An 18,542-nucleotide genomic window follows, 5' to 3' on the forward strand; every position below is an offset into this window, starting at 1 on the left:
TTTTCCAATTCAAGCTTTAATTAAGCTTCAATGGTTTGTACTGCAATTTTTTTGGCAGGATCAACTTTACGACGTACTTCAGGTACAGGTTCGCCATAGTATTGACGGTCTGCAAAATAGCTTGAACGTACCATAGGCGCAGACCAGATATTTCTGAAGCCAAGTTTACGACCATGTTCTGCATAGCGTTCAAACTCTTCTGGGCTGACAAAACGGTCAATTGGTGCATGTTCTTTAGAAGGCTGTAAATATTGACCGATGGTCACGTAGTCCACATCATGGGCACGTAAGTCATCTAATAAAGCAATCACTTCTTCTTCAGTTTCACCAATACCCACCATCAAACCACATTTGGTTGGCACATCAGGGCAGTATTCTTTAAACATTTTCAGCAGGGTTAAAGAGTGCTGATAATCTGAACCTGGGCGCATGGCTTTATATAAGCGTGGCACAGTTTCAATATTGTGGTTAAACACATCAGGCGGACATTCCGTCATGATGCGTAAAGCAATATCCATACGACCACGGAAGTCAGGCACCAAAATTTCCAACAAGGTTTTCGGGCTTAAGCTGCGTGCTTCTTTAATACAATCCACAAAGTGCTGAGCACCACCATCCAGTAGATCATCACGGTCTACGGAAGTAATTACGGCATATTTTAAACCTAAGTTTGCAATGGTTTCAGCCATATGGCGTGGTTCATCTGGGTCTAACGCATTTGGACGACCATGTGCTACATCACAGAACGGGCAACGACGGGTACAAATGTCGCCCATAATCATGAAGGTTGCTGTACCACCACCGAAACATTCAGGTAAATTCGGGCAAGCTGCTTCTTCACAAACGGTATGTAATTTTTGCGCACGGAGTGTTGTTTTAATGCGTTGAACTTCCTCAGGCGCTGTCATCTTGACACGAATCCAGTCTGGCTTGCGAGGCACTTCAACCGTAGGAACAACTTTGACAGGAATACGTGAGACTTTTTCTGCACCACGAAGTTTAACACCCTGTTCAGGTTTACGGCTTTCAGACATATTCAACTATTCCACTGTTTACACGGAGAGATATGACCACATTATAACGGAATTGCACATTGATAGGGCGAAAACACTATTCATTTTCTAAATGTCGTTATCACTCAATATATGACTATGAAATACAGCAAAGTCACCTATTTTCAGTCATAATAGAGCGAAAATAGACACAGATTTATAGAAAAGGAGCGTTGAATGCCACGTAAGAAAGAGGTCGTTAGTGGAACTTTCGTAAAATACGATGCGGTTGTTCTCGGTTCGGGCCCTGCTGGTGAAGGCGCGGCAATGAAACTTGCCAAATCGGGCAAGCGTGTTGCAATTATTGATATGCGTGAGCAATTAGGGGGGAACTGTACCCACGTTGGGACAATTCCAAGTAAAGCTTTACGTCAAACGGTATCGAGCATTATTCGTTACCAACGTGATCCAATGTTCCAAAAAGTTGGGGATTGGAAACAGTTCACCATGAAGCAAGTGTTGCGTAATGCGCACAAAGTGATTCAACAACAAGTCGATACCCACTCACGCTTTTATGACCGTAATAGAATTGATATTTTCCACGGTCGTGCGTATATCCAAGATGCAAATACAGTATTGGTGTTTACCTCTGAAGGGGTAAAAGAAACCATCATGTTTAAACAGTTGGTGATTGCGACGGGTAGTCGTCCATACCGTCCAGCAATGTTGGATTTCAATCACCCACGTGTATTTGATTCAGACAAAATTTTGGATTTGGATTTCTCAATTCAGAAAATCATTATTTATGGCGCTGGTGTCATTGGCTGTGAATATGCGTCTATCTTCATTGGTTTAGATCACAAAGTTGATTTGATCAACACTCAAATGAAATTGCTCAGCTATTTAGATGATGAAATTTCTGATGCCTTGTCATATCACTTACGTGAGCAGGGTGTGTTGATTCGCCATAACGAACAGATTGATCACCTTGAAACTTTTGATGATCACGTGGTGATGCATTTGCTCAGTGGTAAGAAAATTAAAGCCGATGCGATTTTGTGGTGTAACGGTCGTTCAGGCAATACCGATGGTCTTGGGCTGGAAAATGTTGGGATTACCCCAAACAGCCGCGGTCAAATTATGGTCAATGATCAGTACCAAACCGAAGTTGAAAACATCTATGCCGCGGGTGATGTGATTGGCTGGCCTTCATTGGCATCTGCTGCCTATGACCAAGGTCGTTGCGCGGGTGCAAACATGAGTGGTGAAGAGGGTGTTCAGCCTGTGGTAGATATTCCAACAGGGATTTATACCATTCCAGAAATTTCTTCAATTGGTAAGAACGAACAGCAGTTAACTGAAGAAAAAATCCCGTACGAAGTGGGGCAGGCGTCTTTCCGCCATTTGGCACGTGCACAAATTACAGGCGATACCGTGGGCGAATTAAAGATTCTGTTCCACCGCGATACTTTGGAAATTTTAGGTGTACATTGCTTTGGTAATAACGCTGCGGAAATTATTCACATTGGTCAGGCTGTGATGAATAGTCCAAACAATACCATCAAGTATTTTGTGGAAACCACATTTAACTATCCGACCATGGCGGAAGCTTACCGTGTAGCGACCTTAAATGGTATGAACCGTCTGTTCTAAGTAATTAGGTTTCTGTAAAAAGCCCATCATCATGATGGGCTTTTTTATTTCAAGAACACATATCCAAAGCTCTAAAAAGGGCGAGCACCTGACAGACTGATGCGTTTTAACAGGCGACGCTGCTCAGAGGGGAAGGGCGTTCGAGAATGCAAGGTCACTTGGTTATCCCAAAACACAATGTCGCCAGTTTCCCAAGCATGATCATAACGAAACTCAGGTTTTAAGATGTGTTTGCGCAGTTGTGCGATCAGTGCACTGCCTGCGGCATCATCATAATTAAGCAATTCCACTTCTGAGCGCGTGTTTAACCACAAGGCCTTACGTCCAGTTTCAGGATGCGTGCGGACGAGAGGATGCGGATAGGCATGTCCTAAAATGGGTTGATCCTTAAAGCGATAATAGGGACTATTATTGGCATAGTTGTCTGAGCCTTTATTGCTGTTGGCTCGGACAAAAGGGTTATAAGTGATGAGTTGAAGCTGATCGATATGGGTTTTGAGTTCAGGCATCAGTGCATCATACGCTTGAATAGTATTATACCAGCTGGTTTCACCGCCAGATTGAGGTAATTCAATCGCATACAGTAATGAACCAAATGAAGGCAAAGGAGTCCATTGATGATCGGCATGTGGGCTGAGTTCACCATGACCTGTGTAGTCGCCTTGTCCCACTGCATTTGAAACAGGAACTACATCGGGCGGTGTGCCTGTATCGGATTGGCTTGCCAGAACAGGATTGTCAGCACTTGGGCGGAAAATTGCGCCAAAATAACTGGCAAAAGCCAAATATTGCAGATCATCCAGACTTTGTTGTTTAAAGATTAAAATGAGGTGTTCTGCTAAAGCTTGCTTGAGCCGATAAATGGTTTCACCAGATTGGGCTTTGCGTGCATCTAAGCCTGTCACCACCGCACCTAAAGCTTGGTCTTTCAATGGGGTAATTTGAATTTCATTACTCGCTTGAAAGGCATCGGGAATATGCCATTGCGGTGCATCATGAATGGCTTGAGAGAGTTGAGTCAGGCTGGTCATTATTGTAGCTCTAAATTTATTGTTGTTTTAAATTATGAAAAACTCAGCATTTTTTGAAATAACAATAAATGCTGAGTTTATGAAAAATCGAGTGAGCGATTTAAGAGATTAATGCGGGCAAAAGGCTTGGTTAAAGTATTCAAACAGCTGTGGAGTTTGTAGCCAGAGTGCAATGGCCGTAATGATCAGTCCTAGTATGACTAGGCTGATAGAAGTCTTTAGCCAAAATAGAGATGGATTATTCATGAACCACCGCCTTTTCATCGACAAAGAAATGCACCAAGACACCTAAGACGCTGAGCGCAATTGAAATCATCCAGACCGCTTGATAATTGCCTGTCATGTCATGATTGACACCGCCAAGCCATCCGCCAAAGAATGAGCCAACTTGATGAGTGAAAAATACAATACCACTCAGCATCGACAAATAGCGAATGCCAAACATATTCGCAACAATACCATTAGTCAGCGGCACGGTAGATAACCATAATAGCCCCATAATGATGCCGAAGCTATACACGGTCCAAGTGCTGAGTGGTAAAGCTAAAAAGGCAATCATGGCAACACCACGCAGTGCATATAAGCCCATGAGTAGTTTCGGTTTGGAAAATCTTCCGCCTAACCAGCCCGCGCCGTAAGTCCCGAAGATATTAAATAATCCCACCAAGGCAAGGAAGATGGTGCCAGTGGTGGCGTCAAAGCCGTGATCTATTAAATAGCCTGGTAAGTGAATGCCAATAAATACCACCTGAAAGCCGCAGACCAAAAAGCCTAAAGCCAAGAACCAAAACGGCTTATGTGCTTTGGCTATGTTGAGAATCTGTTTAAATGTCAGCGCAGGAGCAGCAGATGTTTGGGCATTTGGCGCAACATACATCGGTGCTTTAAGCATCCACGCCAGTGGCACAATGAGCGCAATTAAAATGGCACTCACGACCAATGCCGCGGACCAACCAATACTTTGTAAGAGTAACAAGGTCGACGGCAACATAATGAATTGCCCAAAGGAGCCAGCCGCACTGGCAATTCCCATGGCAAGACTGCGTTTTTCGGGGGGGGCTGCACGTCCAACGGCAGAAAGCAACACAGGGAAAGAGGTTGCAGATAATGCCAAACCTAAAATCAATCCCACACTGATATTTAGCATTAAGCCTGTTGAACTGACTGACATCAACAGCAACCCGATGGCATAGAGCACACCGCCCACTGTTACCACGATTTTACTGCCATATTTATCCGCAAAAGCACCCGTGACAGGCTGTACCGCACCCCAAATCAGGTTTTGTAGGGCAATGGCCAAACTGAAAACATTATGCCCCCAGCCAAACTCGTGGCTCATGGGAACCAAATACAGACCAAAAGCATGTCTTACACCCAATGAAAGTGCCAAAATAATTGCACTTCCCATGAGCATATAAATCAATGGCTTGGAAAATTGACTATCAGACATAGCAGCTTTTGCACGACAATAATGAGGATTGCTCGATATTGTACGCAATAGATCGATAAAATTCGATATTTGAATGAAATATTTGAAAAGTGTAATAAAGCAGGCTCCGTCCGTTATTAGCGTAGAACGGACGGAGCATTCAATCAGTATTTATAATCTAGTTGTAGCCAGAATTTATCGGTATTTACCCCATAATCTTCAGCTTGATAGCTTGAAAATTTAGCCAGTGCAGAGAGACCTTTTAGAGGGAGTGGATGGGTAAATGACACGGCATATTCTTGTCCATAATCCAGACTGTATTCATCACTACGATAATGATGGTATTCCGTAGCCAATTTCACTTGGCGCAGAATATTTAGGCTTGAACTGAGATAAAGATCGGTTAAACCGTTGGCAGGGGTATTCAGAAAAACATCTGTCCAGCCATTAAATTTGTGTTTGGTTGCCAATGGCGTCTGAAAACCAATTTGACCATGATCACTGCCAAGAACTTCGTAACCCAGTGCGACTTCACCCAAAGGATTGCTAGCCGCGAGACTATATCCTAGTTCTACGGTGTAATAGTTAGCATCATAATTAATCGGCTGATCGGCATATTCAGATTGTTTGGCATACTCAGCAACATAACGCAGATTTTTGATTTTTCCTGTCACACGCAGTCCATAAGTCTGATTGGACCAAGCGGGTAAATCATTAAAATCCATAAGATAACCGTAAGTGGTCATATTTAAGGCAGGCGAGTAATTCCATTTGGCTTGAATCAAATGAATATCACTGTCTTGCTCGCCATCCTGTGCCCGCACATATTTCGGTTCAGGATTTTCACTCCCAAAAATCGTATTCACTTGATTGATATAAGCATAATACAACCCAATGTTGGTCAGTGGTTTTAGATTCAGCGCCACAGCATCAAAAGTCTGATCATTTTGACGCCATGCAACCGAACCGACAAAACGTTGATTGTCCAAATTGATGAGTTGACGACCTAGGGTTAAATCTAGTTTTGGATTGCTGGCATATTTTAAATAGAGCTGATTCAGTTGCAGGTTTTCAGGATCAGGCACACTGTTATAGGTTGTTTCCGCATTTCGTGTGCTGTTGAACTGATCATTTAATTCAATTGTGCCTTCACCTTGCACAAAGCCGCTGAAACCATGCCAACTGCCGGTTTGAATGGAGGGGCGAATACGAAGCGTAACAGCATCAGCATTTTCTAATTGATTGTCTTGATCGACCATTTCATAACGTAAGCGTGTGTCCAAGCCAAATTTGGTTTGGGAAAAGAAATCATCAGCAGCGGACGCCGAATTTAAGGAAATGAGGGCGAGCGAAAGCACAGAGAGCATACGTAATTTCATTGAAATTCCCTGAAGTATAAAGGTCTAAGATTTTGAGCAAGGAAGATGGGGGAAGGAGACGAGTGCTCTACCATTCCCCAAATTTGGAAGATTTAAGCCATGCTGTTGCGTTCGAGAACAGCCTGTTCAAAGAGTTGTTTTTCTTTTGCTTTATGTTCGACAGTGAAGCGAATCAAAATGACACTAAAGGCAGCCAAAGTGACCAAACCACCTAAGATAAACAAGCAGGATTGTACATCTAACAGTCCTTTGAGGAGGAAGCCTGCTGCCACTGCGCCGACATTACCGCCCGCACCAATAATTCCAGCGACACCGCCTAAGGCATCACGGTCAATAAACGGAACCAGTGCATAAGTTGCGCCACACGCCATATGGGTGAACAGTGCAAATACTGTCATGCTGATAATCGCCAATACTGCAGTGTTCATTTGAGAGAACAGGATTAAGAATAAGCCTTCAAGCAAGACAAAGGTAAAGAGCACTTTGGTGCGTCCATCCAAACCTTTTGCAATTGCGACTTTGTCTGAAACGATGCCGCCTAAGGCACGCGCAAACAGTGCCAATAAACCGAAGATCCCCGCAGCAAGTCCTGCTTCTTTTAGCCCCATGTTGAAGTGTTCGGTGTAATACATGGCTGCAATGTTATGGATAAAGATCTCAATCCCAAAACAAGCAGCATATGAGACAAACAGAATCCAAACGCGATAGTTACGTGCAGCTTGTAAAAGAATAGCGGTGCTGCCTTTTTTACCGCTGCCTACTTCAATACCTTGTGCACGGAGTTCTTTAAAGTTCCCTTGTGGGCAGTCTTGGGTAAATTTCCAGTATAAGATCCCGACAATCACCATCATCACGCCTGGTACCAAGAGGGCAATGCGCCAGCCCATGGTTTGCTCAACGCCAAACATTAAGATTGCACCCAAAATTAGAGGCATTAAGGCTTGAGTCGCACCACCACCTGCGTTGCCCCAACCTGCGGTAGCTGCATTGGCTGTACCCACCACATTCGGTGCAAACATTACGCTGGTGTGATATTGCGTAATCACAAAACTTGCGCCAATCGCACCAATCAGCAAACGGAAAAATAAAAAGGATTCATAAGTATTGGCTGCAGCAACACCAAACACAGGAATACTGCCTAAGAGTAACAGCGCGGTGTAGGTTTTACGGGGGCCATATTTATCACACAAGGGTCCAACGATTAGTCGAATTAAAATCGTGATGGCAACAGCCGCAATATTAATATTGGCAATTTGATCTTTGGTTAAATTGAATTCGCCTTTAATCACAGGCATCAATGGTGCACAGGCGAACCATGCAAAGAAGCAGACAAAAAATGCTAACCATGACATATGGAAAGCACGCATCGCAGGTGTAGAGAAACTGAAAAGTTTAATTTGAGTCGCTTTTTTAGCGTCGCTGTTTATTGTTGAAGACATAACCATCCCCTGAACTGAGCGTCATTTTGTTTACAAGCTTTTCAAGTGGCTTGTAATCCGATCAGAACGGACATCGTTGGCCGTCTATTTACTGTGTGAATCTGCGTTGATTCATCTTGTAGATTAAAATGCAAGCAATATGCCAAAATTGCTAATGGAACCTTTATTCAGCCCATACTGCGATTAAATGCTTGAGTCTGCTCATGAAAATGAGTTGGTATCAGGCTAAACAGTGAGATGAAATTTTTAAATATAGATGAATGAAATTTGATCAAAAATAATTCATTCTTTAACGTATTCAGTTAAAGTGCATCATAACAATGCACTTTAGAGAATGAGTGCGCTGGGTAAAACCGCATAGATATTTCACTACATTTATAATATTTTAATAAATATCATATAGATGTGGAATCTCAGCGGTTTAAGTTTTAAAAACGATAACCAATCCCTGCATAGGCCAGAATCGGATTGATTTCTATATCGGCTTTGGAACGGATCAGTTCACCGAGTTTTGCATCGGTCACTGTAATGGTGGTGTCATTGCTGAGCTGTGCATAACTGACTGAGCCGACAGCAAACCAATTGGCATTAAAATCATAGGTGAATCCAACAGTGGCAATCGGTGCAAAGGCATCGGAGGCTTCAAGGTCAACTTGAGGATTGGCTGAACTGGTTTTAGCTTCTAAAGATGCGCCCGCATGACCTTCTTTAATATTGGCAATCATATGACCAGCGGCAATTAAGTCTTGTTCAATACGTGGATTCATTTCAAGTTCATTGAAATAGGCATACATCACGCCCAAACCAATATAGGGACGAAATTTATTCACCCCAGTTTTGCCAAAGTGATATTGCAATTCAAATGCAGGGGTCCATGCCCGAGCCGAAGCGGCAGCCCCATGTGCAGCCAAATCGGTAATTAAAATATCATTTTCCAATTCGAGTTGTCCCAAAGCACCCCCCAATGGACTGGCAATCGCAGAAAAGGGCGCATAGATTTTTCCTTGACCTTGTAAATCAACTTTGGGGGGAATGCCCGCTTTCACCTCTAAGGAAACATGGTCCGTAAAGAAATAATTACTCATAATACCCAAAGTGGTGACATCGTCAGCTTCAAGTCCAGTACCTGCATTATCCCATTGACTCAAACCGTGTATTTCAGCGGTGCCACTTAGACTTGAAGGTACAGGCGCATCAATTGCTGCCAAACCTTCAAGTGTTGCTTTGAGTAGGGGATTCACTTCGCTGTCTGGGCGAATATTGTCTAAAACGGTTTGTGCTTGAATGCTACCGACATCTGCTGTTTCACCTTCTGCAACAGCAGTATTGACTCGAAAGGGTTGTGCCTGTCCTTGAGGCATAACGTGCAGTGCACCCACGGAAATAGAGAAGCGCTTGAAACCATCTCCATCTTGCAGGCTAAAATATGGAGATTTTGCTTGGCTAATTGTAGGCATAAGGGCAATAGCGACTGAAAACGCCAATCCTGATTTTTGCATAGGGGACTCCATGTCCATTTTTCATCATTTTTATTCAGGGGCATTATTCAATATTGAAGCAAAAGAAAACTGTTGTTTTCGAACAGGAATAGTTTTAAAAAATTGTGAAAATTACCGTGATTTTTTTATGATTCTGTTACCTGTCAATCAATTGTGTTATTTCAAAAAGTTGTATAGTGATTTAAAGTGGTCGATCTGAATATTTTATAAGTAATTAAAGATAAAGAATAAAATGGTTTTGATTTGTTGGTTTTGAATATAAAAAAAGATCACCCGAAGGTGACCTTTTTGACCACTGACTTAGTTTTTAAGCCAATGACACGTTTTCGGACTGAAAACGAGATAAATCTTCTTCAGGACGCGCAGTTAAAATTTCAACGCCGTCTTTGGTCACTAAAATTGTGTGTTCATATTGTGCAGAAAGTTTGTGATCTTTGGTCACAACCGTCCATTTGTCACCCAGCAATTTAGTTTGCCATACACCTGCATTGACCATTGGCTCAATGGTAAAGGTCATGCCTTCTTCAAGGATCATACCGCTGTTGCCTTGACCATAATGCAAGACTTGTGGCTCATCATGGAATACAGTGCCAATACCGTGACCACAATATTCACGAACAACGCTAAAACGCTCTGACTCAACGTATTTCTGAATGGCTAAACCAATATCACCAATGGTTGAACCCGGCTTAACCGTTGCAATACCACGATACATCGCTTCTTGTGCGACTTTACATAAACGGTCTGCAAGAATAGAAGTTTCTTCACCCACCACGTACATCATGTTGGTATCGCCGTGGAAACCGTCTTTAATCACAGTCACGTCAATATTTAAGATATCGCCTTTCTTCAAGATTTTGCTTTCAGATGGTATACCGTGACACACCACGTGGTTGACTGAAGTACAGATGGTATGTTGAAACGCTGGACGACCCGGTGCCGCGCCATAACCTAAACATGCAGGGATCGCATTTTGCACGTTCACAATATAATCGTGACAAATCGTGTCTAATTCGAGAGTCGTTACCCCTGGTTTGATATGCGGTTTGATCATATCCAACACTTCCGCCGCCAGTCGTCCTGCCACGCGCATTTTTTCAATTTCATCGGCAGTTTTAATTAATCGACGGGGAGCTTGATAAGTTGTGTTCATGATCTCTAAAAACTTTTGGAAATTTGTATGTGACTATGGTATAAATAGCCGCCCATTTTATCAAATGCTTTTTCGTGAATATCTTCACGAGTCATTTGATTCAAATGGGTAAAAATCCGCACATATATCGACACATTACTCTGGGTGCCCTTTAAGGGTGGAGAATGCGGATATATGGAGGCCTAACCCAAACTTTAAGGTAAAGAAAATGGCAGATTACAACGTAAGCATGCGCGACCTTCTTCAAGCAGGCGCTCACTTCGGTCACCAAACTCGTTTCTGGAACCCAAAGATGCGTCAATACATCTTTGGTGCTCGTAACAAAATTCACATCATCAACCTTGAGCACACTGTTCCTGCGTTAAATGATGCTTTGAACTTTGTTAACAATCTTGCAAGCAAAAAGAACAAAGTATTGTTCGTTGGTACTAAACGTGCTGCTTCAAACATCATCCGTGAACAAGCTCAACGCGCTGGTCAACCATATGTAGATCACCGTTGGTTAGGTGGTATGTTGACGAACTGGAAAACACTTCGCCAATCTATCAACCGTTTAAAAGACCTTCAAACTCAATCTCAAGACGGTACTTTCGCTAAGCTTACTAAACGTGAAGCTTTAGAACGCGCTCGTGAGATGGAAAAACTTGAACGTGCTTTAGGCGGCGTTAAAAACATGGGTGGTTTACCTGACGCATTATTCGTAATCGACGTTGACCACGAATCAATCGCGATTAAAGAAGCTAAAAACCTTGGTATTCCTGTAATCGGTATCGTTGATACAAACTCTAACCCAGACAACGTTGATTTCGTTATCCCGGGTAATGACGATGCGATCCGTGCAGTAACACTTTACGCTTCTGCTATGGCTGATGCGATCCTTGCTGGTAAAGAGTACGCTCAAACTCAAGCAAATGCACAAGCAAAAGGCGACGAAGCTGCTAAAGAAGCTCCTGAGGCTTAATGCGTTTTGACGCAAGCTTGTCATTTTTGCGACATGTGATGGTGGCAAAGTAAGCGTCATGTATGCAGACGGCCCATGAGCATCCCTCTGGGCCGTTTCTGTTCTAAAAAGAATTCATTTTCTACCGATTTTTAGGAGATTCACATGACTGCTATTACTGCAAGCATGGTTAAAGAATTGCGTGACCGTACTGGTTTAGCAATGATGGAATGTAAAAAAGCATTAACAGAAGCGAACGGTGACATCGAATTAGCGATTGATAACCTTCGTAAATCTGGTCAAGCTAAAGCTGCTAAAAAAGCGGGTAACATCGCTGCTGACGGCGCGATCACTATCGCTCAAGAAGGCAACAAAGCAATTCTTTTAGAAGTAAACTGCCAAACTGACTTCGTTGCTAAAGACGAAAACTTTGCTGGTTTCTCTGCTAAAGTTGCTGCTGCTGCACTTGCTGCTGGCGAAACTGATGCTGCTAAAATTGCTGAACTTAAACTTGAAGATGGTGCTACTGTTGAAGAAGCGCGTATCGCTCTTGTTCAAAAAATCGGTGAAAACATCCAAGTACGTCGTGCTAAAATTGTTGAAGGTGAAAACCTTGCAGTTTACAAACACGGTTTAAAAATTGGTGTTGTAGTTGCTTACACAGGTTCTGCTGAAACTGGTAAAGGCGTTGCAATGCACGTTGCTGCGTTCAACCCAGTTGCTGTAACTGCTGAAGGCGTTTCTGCTGATCTTATCGCGAAAGAGAAAGAAATTGCAGAAGCGAAAGCGATTGAATCTGGTAAGCCAGCAAACATCGTTGAGAAAATGGTAACTGGTTCAGTTGAGAAATACTTGAACGAAGTTGTTCTTGAGCGTCAAATGTACGTAATCGACAACGACAAGAAAGTTGCTGAAGTATTGAAAGCGACTGGTACAACTGTAGCTCAATTCGTTCGTTTCGAAGTGGGTGAAGGTATTGAGAAAAAAGCGGAACTTTCTTTTGCTGAAGAAGTTGCTGCTGCTCAAGCTGCTGCAAAATAATCTAATTTTGCAAAAAAAGCCCCATTTGGGGCTTTTTTTATATCGAATAAAAAGGATAACAAGACATGAATAAAACAAATTTAAGAATCGGTATCGTCGTTCTGGTGCTGATTGGCGCGTATTTAGGCTTTGATCGAGAACAAAAAGAAAACCCGCAGCTGAATAATACACAATCAGCAGTGGTTCAGTCAGAAACACAATCAACAACTGATGATAGTGGAAAAATCCAACAGGCATTTCAACAGCAGCAAAGCAATGTTCAAGTACAGGCCAGTGGTCGAGTCAATGTAGTTTTAGCGGATGACAATGACGGTTCACGGCATCAAAAATTTATTCTTGAGCTTAGCAATGGTTTAACTGTGTTGGTGGCACATAATATTGATTTAGCACCGCGAATTGAAAATTTAAAGAAAGGGGATGTGGTTGAATTTTATGGGGAATATGAATACAACCCTAAAGGTGGGGTGATTCACTGGACGCATCATGATCCGCAGCAACGTCATATTGCTGGCTGGTTAAAATATCAGGGAAAAACCTACCAATAGTGAAAATTGTAGACAGCAATTTTGTTCTATACAGCCAAAATAATCATGTTATGTTGCAATTGGTCAGCACTTAGTGGGTATGCATGAACAATTGTATGAATGAAACGCAGCATGAATTTGTGAAATTTAAGCATGTACAAGAATTGGGTGGCTTAGAGTTGCTGAATGCTTCATATGTACAAAAGCAATTTTCCAAACATGTTCATGAGGGTTATTGCATTGGGGTGATTGAAGAAGGGGCACAGTCTTTTTATCGGACAGGTGCGCTGCATGTTGCGCCGAAAGGTGACATTATTTTGGTCAATGCGGACGAAGTGCATACGGGCTCCTCTGCGGTAGCGACAGGATGGCGTTATCGTGCGATTTATCCAACCCCTGAAATGCTGAAGGATGTCAGTCAGGACTTTTTTCACTCCTCAGGCACAATGCCGTGGTTTCCGAATGCTGTCATTCATGATGAAGGTCTGGCACAACAACTAAGCTTATTATTTGATTTATTAGAAAATAAAGATAATCAATTGTTTAAGCAAACCTTATATCTTTCAACTTTGGCATATTTGATGTCGCATCATAGCCGTATTAAAGTGGGTGAGTTGCCTTTACCTGAAGCGCAAAATCGAATCTTGATGATCAAGGAATTATTGGCAAGTACGCCTGAAAAAGATTTCTCATTGAATGAACTTGCAGAAACTGCGGGTTTAAGTCCTTGGCATTTTTTACGTCAATTTAAAAAATATACAGGCTTACCGCCGCATGCGTGGTTAATTCAGTTTCGTTTGCATCGTGCCAAACAGCTTTTAAAACGGGGTGAAAACATTGCCTTGGTGGCTGACTTATGTGGTTTTTCAGATCAGAGTCATTTCAATCGGCATTTTAAAAAAGCTATGGGGGTAACACCTTTGCAGTATGTAACCAGTCTGCGTTAATTCAAAAGTGGGTGTATTTGAAATCTAAGATTCGAATTCTTTATCTCTATCCTTTTATTATTTTTTTAAATATAAAAACGAAAGCAATCAGCAATTTCGTACAAGAAAATTCAGTGAGAGAACCCTTATTTTATTTGGGTGTTCTTGAAGATGTGTAATTTATGGATCTCTCTCAACAGCAACTGAATACTACAACGAATCAAAAATCCCAAGATTTTATACAAGGGGCTTTAGATATTTTACCGTTATCAATTGCAGTCCTACCATGGGGTATTTTGGCGGGTTCAGTGGCAATTGATGCGGGACTAACAATCCCTCAAGCGGTCGCGATGTCGGCAGTAGTATTTGCTGGTGCAGCGCAGCTGGTCAGTTTGGGAATGTGGTCAGCCGATGCCACAGCAATCACCATTGCAATTACGGTTTTTTTCTTGACCAGTCAGCATTTTATTTATGCACTTACGCTGCGTAAGGATATTTCTGTTTTGGCGAGTTATTACCGTATTCCTTTGGGTTTTTTATTAACCGATGAGTTGTTTGCGGTTGCCATGCAAAAATCACAGCGTCGACCATATTATCTCTTGGGTGCAGGGCTAAGTTTCTATTTGGCATGGGGGCTGTTTAGCGTGTTGGGAATCTATTTGGCATCGACCATCCCCAATTTATCCAGTCTACATCTGGATTTTTCAATTGTTGCGGTGCTGGTGGCGATTATTGTGTCTTTTATTAAAAATTGGATCAGTTTGCTGGGGGTGCTCACGACAATCATCAGTTCCCTTTGCCTCACCGCCTTACATATTGAGGCTGCCATCTTAATTTCAGGCATGCTGGGAATGGGAGTGGCAGTCTATATGGAACGCTGGGAGAGAAAGGCATGAGTTGGGCATTTATTCTCTTGTTGGCTGGGATTGTATTTTTTAATCGCTATGTGTTTTTAGAGCCTAAAGTTGCCATTCGGTTTCCCGTTTTTTTTGAGCGTATGTTGAAGTATTCGGCACCTTGTTTGCTCACCGCCATTTGTATTCCGATTATTTTTTATGATGCAGGTGAGTGGCGATCCTTAGCTAGCAATAGCTATTTTTATGCGACGATTTTTTGCGTACTGGTGTCCTTATTTCTGCGTCGGGTTTTATTGAGTTTGGCTTTAAGTTTGCTGTTTTTTTATGCATTAGAGATGCTGATCTTTTGAATCAATTCACTGTGGAAAAGCTAAAGAAAGGGCTCTTCCACAGTGAAAATTGGACATGAGTGCTAAATTGCGTTCATTTGTGCTCTAGCGTGGGTTTTGAATTTAGGTACCAGTTTGCTTAGATATGCATCCATACACCAAATTGGGCCAATCAGGAGGAATTGGAAGTCTTTAAAGAAAGAAGGTTTCTTTCCTTCAATTTTATGCCCATAAAATTGTCCAATCCATGCAAAAACAAACAGAGCAATATAAAAACCAACGCCGACAGGTAATATGTAAATCAGCCATGCCATCACGACAATGAGTGCAGCCATTGCAACGGCCAAAACAATATCCAAACGGCTATAAAAGAGCAGGGTTAAGATCACAATCAGTGCGGTGAGTAAAGCGCTAAAATGCGCCAAGATGCCAATAATTGAAAATAGAATCGTGGGTACGCAAAACCAGTGAATGAGTTTGTTGGTTTTATTTTGGTGGCTTTCGCTATATTCATCGAACCATTCTGTCACGGTTTTCATAAGTCGCTCCTGCGAAGTGTGATTTGTTGTCGTTTTTATTTCCTTCATCTCACTGAAAATATAAAACAGAATTGCAGTGAGGTCAAAATTACAGTTTGGATCTTAGGATGGATATTTGGCTGGGCAGATAGGGTTCACAGCAATTCAAAGAGACCTTGAAACTGCTGTGAACATTTAAGTGATTTATGCTGGCTTAGTTGGCAGCATGAAAGACTTCTTTTCCTTCTTTAAAAGTGGCGAGCACTTTAATATTTTTGATTTGATTGCTGGGTACGGTCATTGGGTTTTGATCAAGAATGACAAAGTCAGCCAATTTCCCAGCACTCAGGGTTCCTTTACTGTCTTCTTCAAAATATTGATAGGCAGCCCAGCTGGTCATGCTCTTGAGTGCGAGATAAGGACTGACTCGCTGATCGGCACCCAACACGACGCCACTACGTGTGACTCGATTGACCGTCGTATCTAAGGTCATCATGCTATTTGGTGGAATAACAGGGGCATCATGATGCTCGGTAAATAAAATACCTTTACGCAGCGCTAAACCTGTTGGTGAAATATTCTGGGCACGTTGTAGTCCCAAAGTTTGATGAATATGCCAATCCCCCCAGTAGTAGGTGTGTAGCGAAAAGAATGATGGAATCAGTTTTAGTTCTTTGGCTTTATCAAGTTGATCTTCGCGCATGGTTTGCGCATGAATAATCACATTACGTCGATCTTGGGCGGGGAATTTGGCGGTGGCATTCTCAATGGTCGTTAAATACTGGTCAATTGCAGCATCGCCATTGGCATGCGCCAGAATTTGCCAATTATTTTGGAAAGCTAAATCAATCAGATTTTGAACCGTACTTTGTTGTGGGAATGCGGCATAACCCCGATAAGATTTTTTCTGACCTTCAGGCGGAACCAAATACGGTTTAGTCAGCCAAGCCGTTTTGCCCTGAGGCGATCCATCCAGGCTGATTTTAACCCCACCAATGCGATAGTGGTGTTTATAGTCACGCGAAGTACCATGTTGCAGCATGTAGTATTTTTCTGTACTGATATCTGGGTAGACCACCAAATCTACAGGTAATTTGCCTTTTTGCGCGATATTACGCCATAACTCTGAAGTACCCGCATCCGCACGACCTTCTTGAATAGTGGTATAGCCATTTTTCACATAAGTTTGCACAGCCGTCAGTGCCATTTTCTCCATTACCTCAGGCGGCATATGCTGGAAAATCTGGATCATGGCGTGAAACACGATACTTTCTTCCAGTACACCATTTGGTTCTTTCGAGTTTGCTTTGCGACGGATGACGCCACCAACAGGATTTGGTGTTTTAGCATCAATTTTAAGCAGTTCAAGCGCTTTGTGGTTGACTGTGGCTAAATGTCCTGACTGATGCAAAATAATGACAGGTTGCTCTGTGGAAATTGCATCCAGTTCGGTCGCTGTAGGATGACGCTGTTCTGCAAGTTGTGCATCATCATAGCCATTACCAATAATCCATCCTGAGGATTGTTGAATAAATTCAGGATTCTTGTTTTTCCATTCCTGCATGGTTTGAATGAGAGAAGGGATATCCGTCACTTTACCATCTGGAGGAGAATATAAATTTGCTACAGTTTGTTGTAGCCCAACACTGTTCGCATGACTATGTGCATCAATCAGCCCAGGGATCACCGTATTGTTCTTTAGATTAAAACGTTGTGCACGCTGATTCAGGCGTTTGGCTTCATCAAAAGACCCTGTAAATTTAATCATGCCATTTTCAACCAACATGGCTTCCACATAAGTGGGGGTGTCACCTTGCATGGTGAGAATGGGCCCCCCATGCAGAATAAAAGTTGCATCCTGTTTGGGATCTGATTTTTCACCGCGATGGATGTGTTTGGAAATTGAATAGCTGCATGCAGACAATAAAACCGTGCTCATCAGAGCTAAAACTTTTAAATGTGAAGTATTAAGACATTGGATTGATTTGGTCATTGGATCGTTTTCCCCCTGAGGTCGTCGATTTCTTGTCTTTTTTTTAAAATAACATATTAAATAAACGAGAAAATAAAAAAAGCCACTTTTAGTGGCTTTTATGTCAAATGTTTTGCAGCAGTGAAATTAAGAGTTGGGACCTGCAACGCGTTCAATACTTACTTTTGCTGTCCCTGCATTGGTGATGCCAAGCTGTTTCGCTGCACCATAAGAAAGATCGAGTACACGGTTGCCATGGAATGGACCACGGTCATTCACTTTTACTACAACGCTTTTGCCGTTGTTCTTGTTGGTTACACGAATGTAGCAGTTCAATGGTAGGCTGCGGTGTGCTGCAGTGAGCGCATTCATATCGAATGTTTCACCATTGGCAGTTTTACGACCATGGAACTGGCGTCCGTACCATGAAGCAACACCTGTTTGGCTGAATTGACGAACTGTGTTTGACGCAACATCATTTAACTTGTCAATGACTGAAGGCTCGTCTGCTGGGATCTCAATTTTCGCTGCGATTGTTTCGCGACGGATTTTATCTCCAGAACTCTCAGTAATTGAAAGGCTATTTAAATTTGAAAAGTGAGAGTTAAAACTCTGAGCATCTTTGTTTAACACACGCGCTGCTAAACGTGAGTTGTCATTGTCATTGTTTAACGACGATGACTGGACCAATTCTGCCTGAGACTGACTCAGGGCGAACGTGGTCGCGATAGCTAAAATATATTTCATTGAAGAATGCATAAAATCTCCTAAAGACCGATTTGCAGAGCAGTAATTCAGGAATAAAACCTTGAAATACAAGCAAACAAGTCAATTTATCCACTTGTGCAACTACATTTGAC

General features: G+C 42.3%; 18 protein-coding genes. 7 read left to right on the top strand and 11 right to left on the bottom strand.

The genetic code is table 11. The annotated features are described in order from the left end of the window. Nucleotides 1–20 precede the first annotated feature (20 nt). On the bottom strand, nucleotides 21–1,034 hold the full coding sequence (lipA, locus tag ACWQ4X_RS09250; RefSeq protein ID WP_100241027.1) for a lipoyl synthase: 1,014 nt from the start codon (nucleotides 1,032–1,034) through the stop codon (nucleotides 21–23). Between the two features lie 195 nt (nucleotides 1,035–1,229). Between lipA and sthA the strand changes: the two genes are divergently transcribed. After that, nucleotides 1,230–2,645: a Si-specific NAD(P)(+) transhydrogenase gene (gene sthA, locus ACWQ4X_RS09255; protein ID WP_100241028.1), complete on the top strand. Its 1,416-nt coding sequence runs from the start codon at nucleotides 1,230–1,232 to the stop codon at nucleotides 2,643–2,645. A 71-nt stretch (nucleotides 2,646–2,716) separates the two neighbouring features. Here the strand turns inward: sthA and ACWQ4X_RS09260 are convergent, their stop codons facing one another. From ACWQ4X_RS09260 to map, 7 genes are all read right to left on the bottom strand, one after another. Beyond that, complete coding sequence (locus ACWQ4X_RS09260; protein WP_457903425.1) at nucleotides 2,717–3,676, bottom strand: TauD/TfdA dioxygenase family protein; 960 nt, start codon at nucleotides 3,674–3,676, stop codon at nucleotides 2,717–2,719. A 108-nt stretch (nucleotides 3,677–3,784) separates the two neighbouring features. Then, nucleotides 3,785–3,922 carry a hypothetical protein gene (locus ACWQ4X_RS09265; RefSeq protein WP_457903426.1) on the bottom strand — a complete coding sequence of 46 codons (138 nt, stop codon included), beginning with the start codon at nucleotides 3,920–3,922 and terminating at the stop codon, nucleotides 3,785–3,787. Beyond that, nucleotides 3,915–5,126: an MFS transporter gene (locus ACWQ4X_RS09270; RefSeq protein ID WP_457903427.1), complete on the bottom strand. Its 1,212-nt coding sequence runs from the start codon at nucleotides 5,124–5,126 to the stop codon at nucleotides 3,915–3,917. Before ACWQ4X_RS09270 ends, ACWQ4X_RS09265 begins: the two co-directional genes overlap by 8 nt. Nucleotides 5,127–5,269: 143 nt before the next feature. Then, nucleotides 5,270–6,484, bottom strand: a complete 1,215-nt coding sequence (locus tag ACWQ4X_RS09275; RefSeq protein WP_457903428.1) for an alginate export family protein — start codon at nucleotides 6,482–6,484, stop codon at nucleotides 5,270–5,272. Between the two features lie 92 nt (nucleotides 6,485–6,576). Further along, nucleotides 6,577–7,923, bottom strand: coding sequence for an MFS transporter (locus tag ACWQ4X_RS09280; protein ID WP_457903429.1), 1,347 nt, complete (start codon nucleotides 7,921–7,923; stop codon nucleotides 6,577–6,579). Nucleotides 7,924–8,351: 428 nt separating this feature from the next. Continuing rightward, nucleotides 8,352–9,422: an OmpW/AlkL family protein gene (locus ACWQ4X_RS09285; protein WP_457903430.1), complete on the bottom strand. Its 1,071-nt coding sequence runs from the start codon at nucleotides 9,420–9,422 to the stop codon at nucleotides 8,352–8,354. 307 nt (nucleotides 9,423–9,729) lie between these two features. Continuing rightward, the gene (map, locus tag ACWQ4X_RS09290; protein ID WP_457903431.1) at nucleotides 9,730–10,575 is read right to left on the bottom strand and encodes a type I methionyl aminopeptidase; all 846 of its coding nucleotides are present in this window, start codon (nucleotides 10,573–10,575) and stop codon (nucleotides 9,730–9,732) included. A 208-nt stretch (nucleotides 10,576–10,783) separates the two neighbouring features. On the opposite strand from map, the gene rpsB reads away from it, so the two are divergent. The 6 genes from rpsB to ACWQ4X_RS09320 all read left to right on the top strand — a co-directional run bounded on the left by rpsB (nucleotide 10,784) and on the right by ACWQ4X_RS09320 (nucleotide 15,213). Beyond that, a complete protein-coding gene (gene rpsB / locus ACWQ4X_RS09295) occupies nucleotides 10,784–11,536 on the top strand; it encodes a 30S ribosomal protein S2 (RefSeq protein WP_100241034.1) in 753 nt (250 codons plus the stop codon). A gap of 144 nt (nucleotides 11,537–11,680) precedes the next feature. Further along, the gene (gene tsf, locus ACWQ4X_RS09300; RefSeq protein ID WP_100241035.1) at nucleotides 11,681–12,556 is read left to right on the top strand and encodes a translation elongation factor Ts; all 876 of its coding nucleotides are present in this window, start codon (nucleotides 11,681–11,683) and stop codon (nucleotides 12,554–12,556) included. 65 nt (nucleotides 12,557–12,621) lie between these two features. Then, complete coding sequence (locus ACWQ4X_RS09305) at nucleotides 12,622–13,101, top strand: DUF3465 domain-containing protein (RefSeq protein WP_457903432.1); 480 nt, start codon at nucleotides 12,622–12,624, stop codon at nucleotides 13,099–13,101. Between the two features lie 95 nt (nucleotides 13,102–13,196). Beyond that, nucleotides 13,197–14,027, top strand: coding sequence for an AraC family transcriptional regulator (locus ACWQ4X_RS09310; RefSeq protein WP_457903433.1), 831 nt, complete (start codon nucleotides 13,197–13,199; stop codon nucleotides 14,025–14,027). A gap of 161 nt (nucleotides 14,028–14,188) precedes the next feature. After that, complete coding sequence (locus ACWQ4X_RS09315) at nucleotides 14,189–14,902, top strand: AzlC family ABC transporter permease (RefSeq protein ID WP_457903434.1); 714 nt, start codon at nucleotides 14,189–14,191, stop codon at nucleotides 14,900–14,902. Continuing rightward, nucleotides 14,899–15,213 (top strand): AzlD domain-containing protein, encoded by a 315-nt coding sequence (locus ACWQ4X_RS09320; protein ID WP_457903435.1) that lies wholly within the window; start codon nucleotides 14,899–14,901, stop codon nucleotides 15,211–15,213. Before ACWQ4X_RS09315 ends, ACWQ4X_RS09320 begins: the two co-directional genes overlap by 4 nt. 62 nt (nucleotides 15,214–15,275) lie before the next feature. Here ACWQ4X_RS09320 and ACWQ4X_RS09325 read toward each other — a convergent pair whose 3' ends face one another. The 3 genes from ACWQ4X_RS09325 to ACWQ4X_RS09335 all read right to left on the bottom strand — a co-directional run bounded on the left by ACWQ4X_RS09325 (nucleotide 15,276) and on the right by ACWQ4X_RS09335 (nucleotide 18,441). Continuing rightward, entirely contained in the window at nucleotides 15,276–15,731 is a 456-nt protein-coding gene (locus ACWQ4X_RS09325; RefSeq protein ID WP_457903436.1) for an Mpo1 family 2-hydroxy fatty acid dioxygenase, read from the bottom strand. A 193-nt stretch (nucleotides 15,732–15,924) separates the two neighbouring features. Beyond that, the gene (locus ACWQ4X_RS09330; protein WP_457903437.1) at nucleotides 15,925–17,703 is read right to left on the bottom strand and encodes an amidohydrolase; all 1,779 of its coding nucleotides are present in this window, start codon (nucleotides 17,701–17,703) and stop codon (nucleotides 15,925–15,927) included. A gap of 126 nt (nucleotides 17,704–17,829) precedes the next feature. Then, a complete protein-coding gene (locus ACWQ4X_RS09335) occupies nucleotides 17,830–18,441 on the bottom strand; it encodes a septal ring lytic transglycosylase RlpA family protein (RefSeq protein WP_100241042.1) in 612 nt (203 codons plus the stop codon). Between the last annotated feature and the right edge of the window lie 101 nt (nucleotides 18,442–18,542).

This window comes from Acinetobacter sp. NigerLNRRAM0016 (genome assembly GCF_054112845.1).

Coding starts and splice junctions, on each gene's coding strand:
- lipA (WP_100241027.1), bottom strand. CDS start 1,034: ATGTCTGAAAGCCGTAAACCTGAACAGGGTGTTAAACTTCGTGGTGCA.
- sthA (WP_100241028.1), top strand. CDS start 1,230: ATGCCACGTAAGAAAGAGGTCGTTAGTGGAACTTTCGTAAAATACGAT.
- ACWQ4X_RS09260 (WP_457903425.1), bottom strand. CDS start 3,676: ATGACCAGCCTGACTCAACTCTCTCAAGCCATTCATGATGCACCGCAA.
- ACWQ4X_RS09265 (WP_457903426.1), bottom strand. CDS start 3,922: ATGAATAATCCATCTCTATTTTGGCTAAAGACTTCTATCAGCCTAGTC.
- ACWQ4X_RS09270 (WP_457903427.1), bottom strand. CDS start 5,126: ATGTCTGATAGTCAATTTTCCAAGCCATTGATTTATATGCTCATGGGA.
- ACWQ4X_RS09275 (WP_457903428.1), bottom strand. CDS start 6,484: ATGAAATTACGTATGCTCTCTGTGCTTTCGCTCGCCCTCATTTCCTTA.
- ACWQ4X_RS09280 (WP_457903429.1), bottom strand. CDS start 7,923: ATGTCTTCAACAATAAACAGCGACGCTAAAAAAGCGACTCAAATTAAA.
- ACWQ4X_RS09285 (WP_457903430.1), bottom strand. CDS start 9,422: ATGCAAAAATCAGGATTGGCGTTTTCAGTCGCTATTGCCCTTATGCCT.
- map (WP_457903431.1), bottom strand. CDS start 10,575: ATGAACACAACTTATCAAGCTCCCCGTCGATTAATTAAAACTGCCGAT.
- rpsB (WP_100241034.1), top strand. CDS start 10,784: ATGGCAGATTACAACGTAAGCATGCGCGACCTTCTTCAAGCAGGCGCT.
- tsf (WP_100241035.1), top strand. CDS start 11,681: ATGACTGCTATTACTGCAAGCATGGTTAAAGAATTGCGTGACCGTACT.
- ACWQ4X_RS09305 (WP_457903432.1), top strand. CDS start 12,622: ATGAATAAAACAAATTTAAGAATCGGTATCGTCGTTCTGGTGCTGATT.
- ACWQ4X_RS09310 (WP_457903433.1), top strand. CDS start 13,197: ATGAATGAAACGCAGCATGAATTTGTGAAATTTAAGCATGTACAAGAA.
- ACWQ4X_RS09315 (WP_457903434.1), top strand. CDS start 14,189: ATGGATCTCTCTCAACAGCAACTGAATACTACAACGAATCAAAAATCC.
- ACWQ4X_RS09320 (WP_457903435.1), top strand. CDS start 14,899: ATGAGTTGGGCATTTATTCTCTTGTTGGCTGGGATTGTATTTTTTAAT.
- ACWQ4X_RS09325 (WP_457903436.1), bottom strand. CDS start 15,731: ATGAAAACCGTGACAGAATGGTTCGATGAATATAGCGAAAGCCACCAA.
- ACWQ4X_RS09330 (WP_457903437.1), bottom strand. CDS start 17,703: ATGACCAAATCAATCCAATGTCTTAATACTTCACATTTAAAAGTTTTA.
- ACWQ4X_RS09335 (WP_100241042.1), bottom strand. CDS start 18,441: ATGCATTCTTCAATGAAATATATTTTAGCTATCGCGACCACGTTCGCC.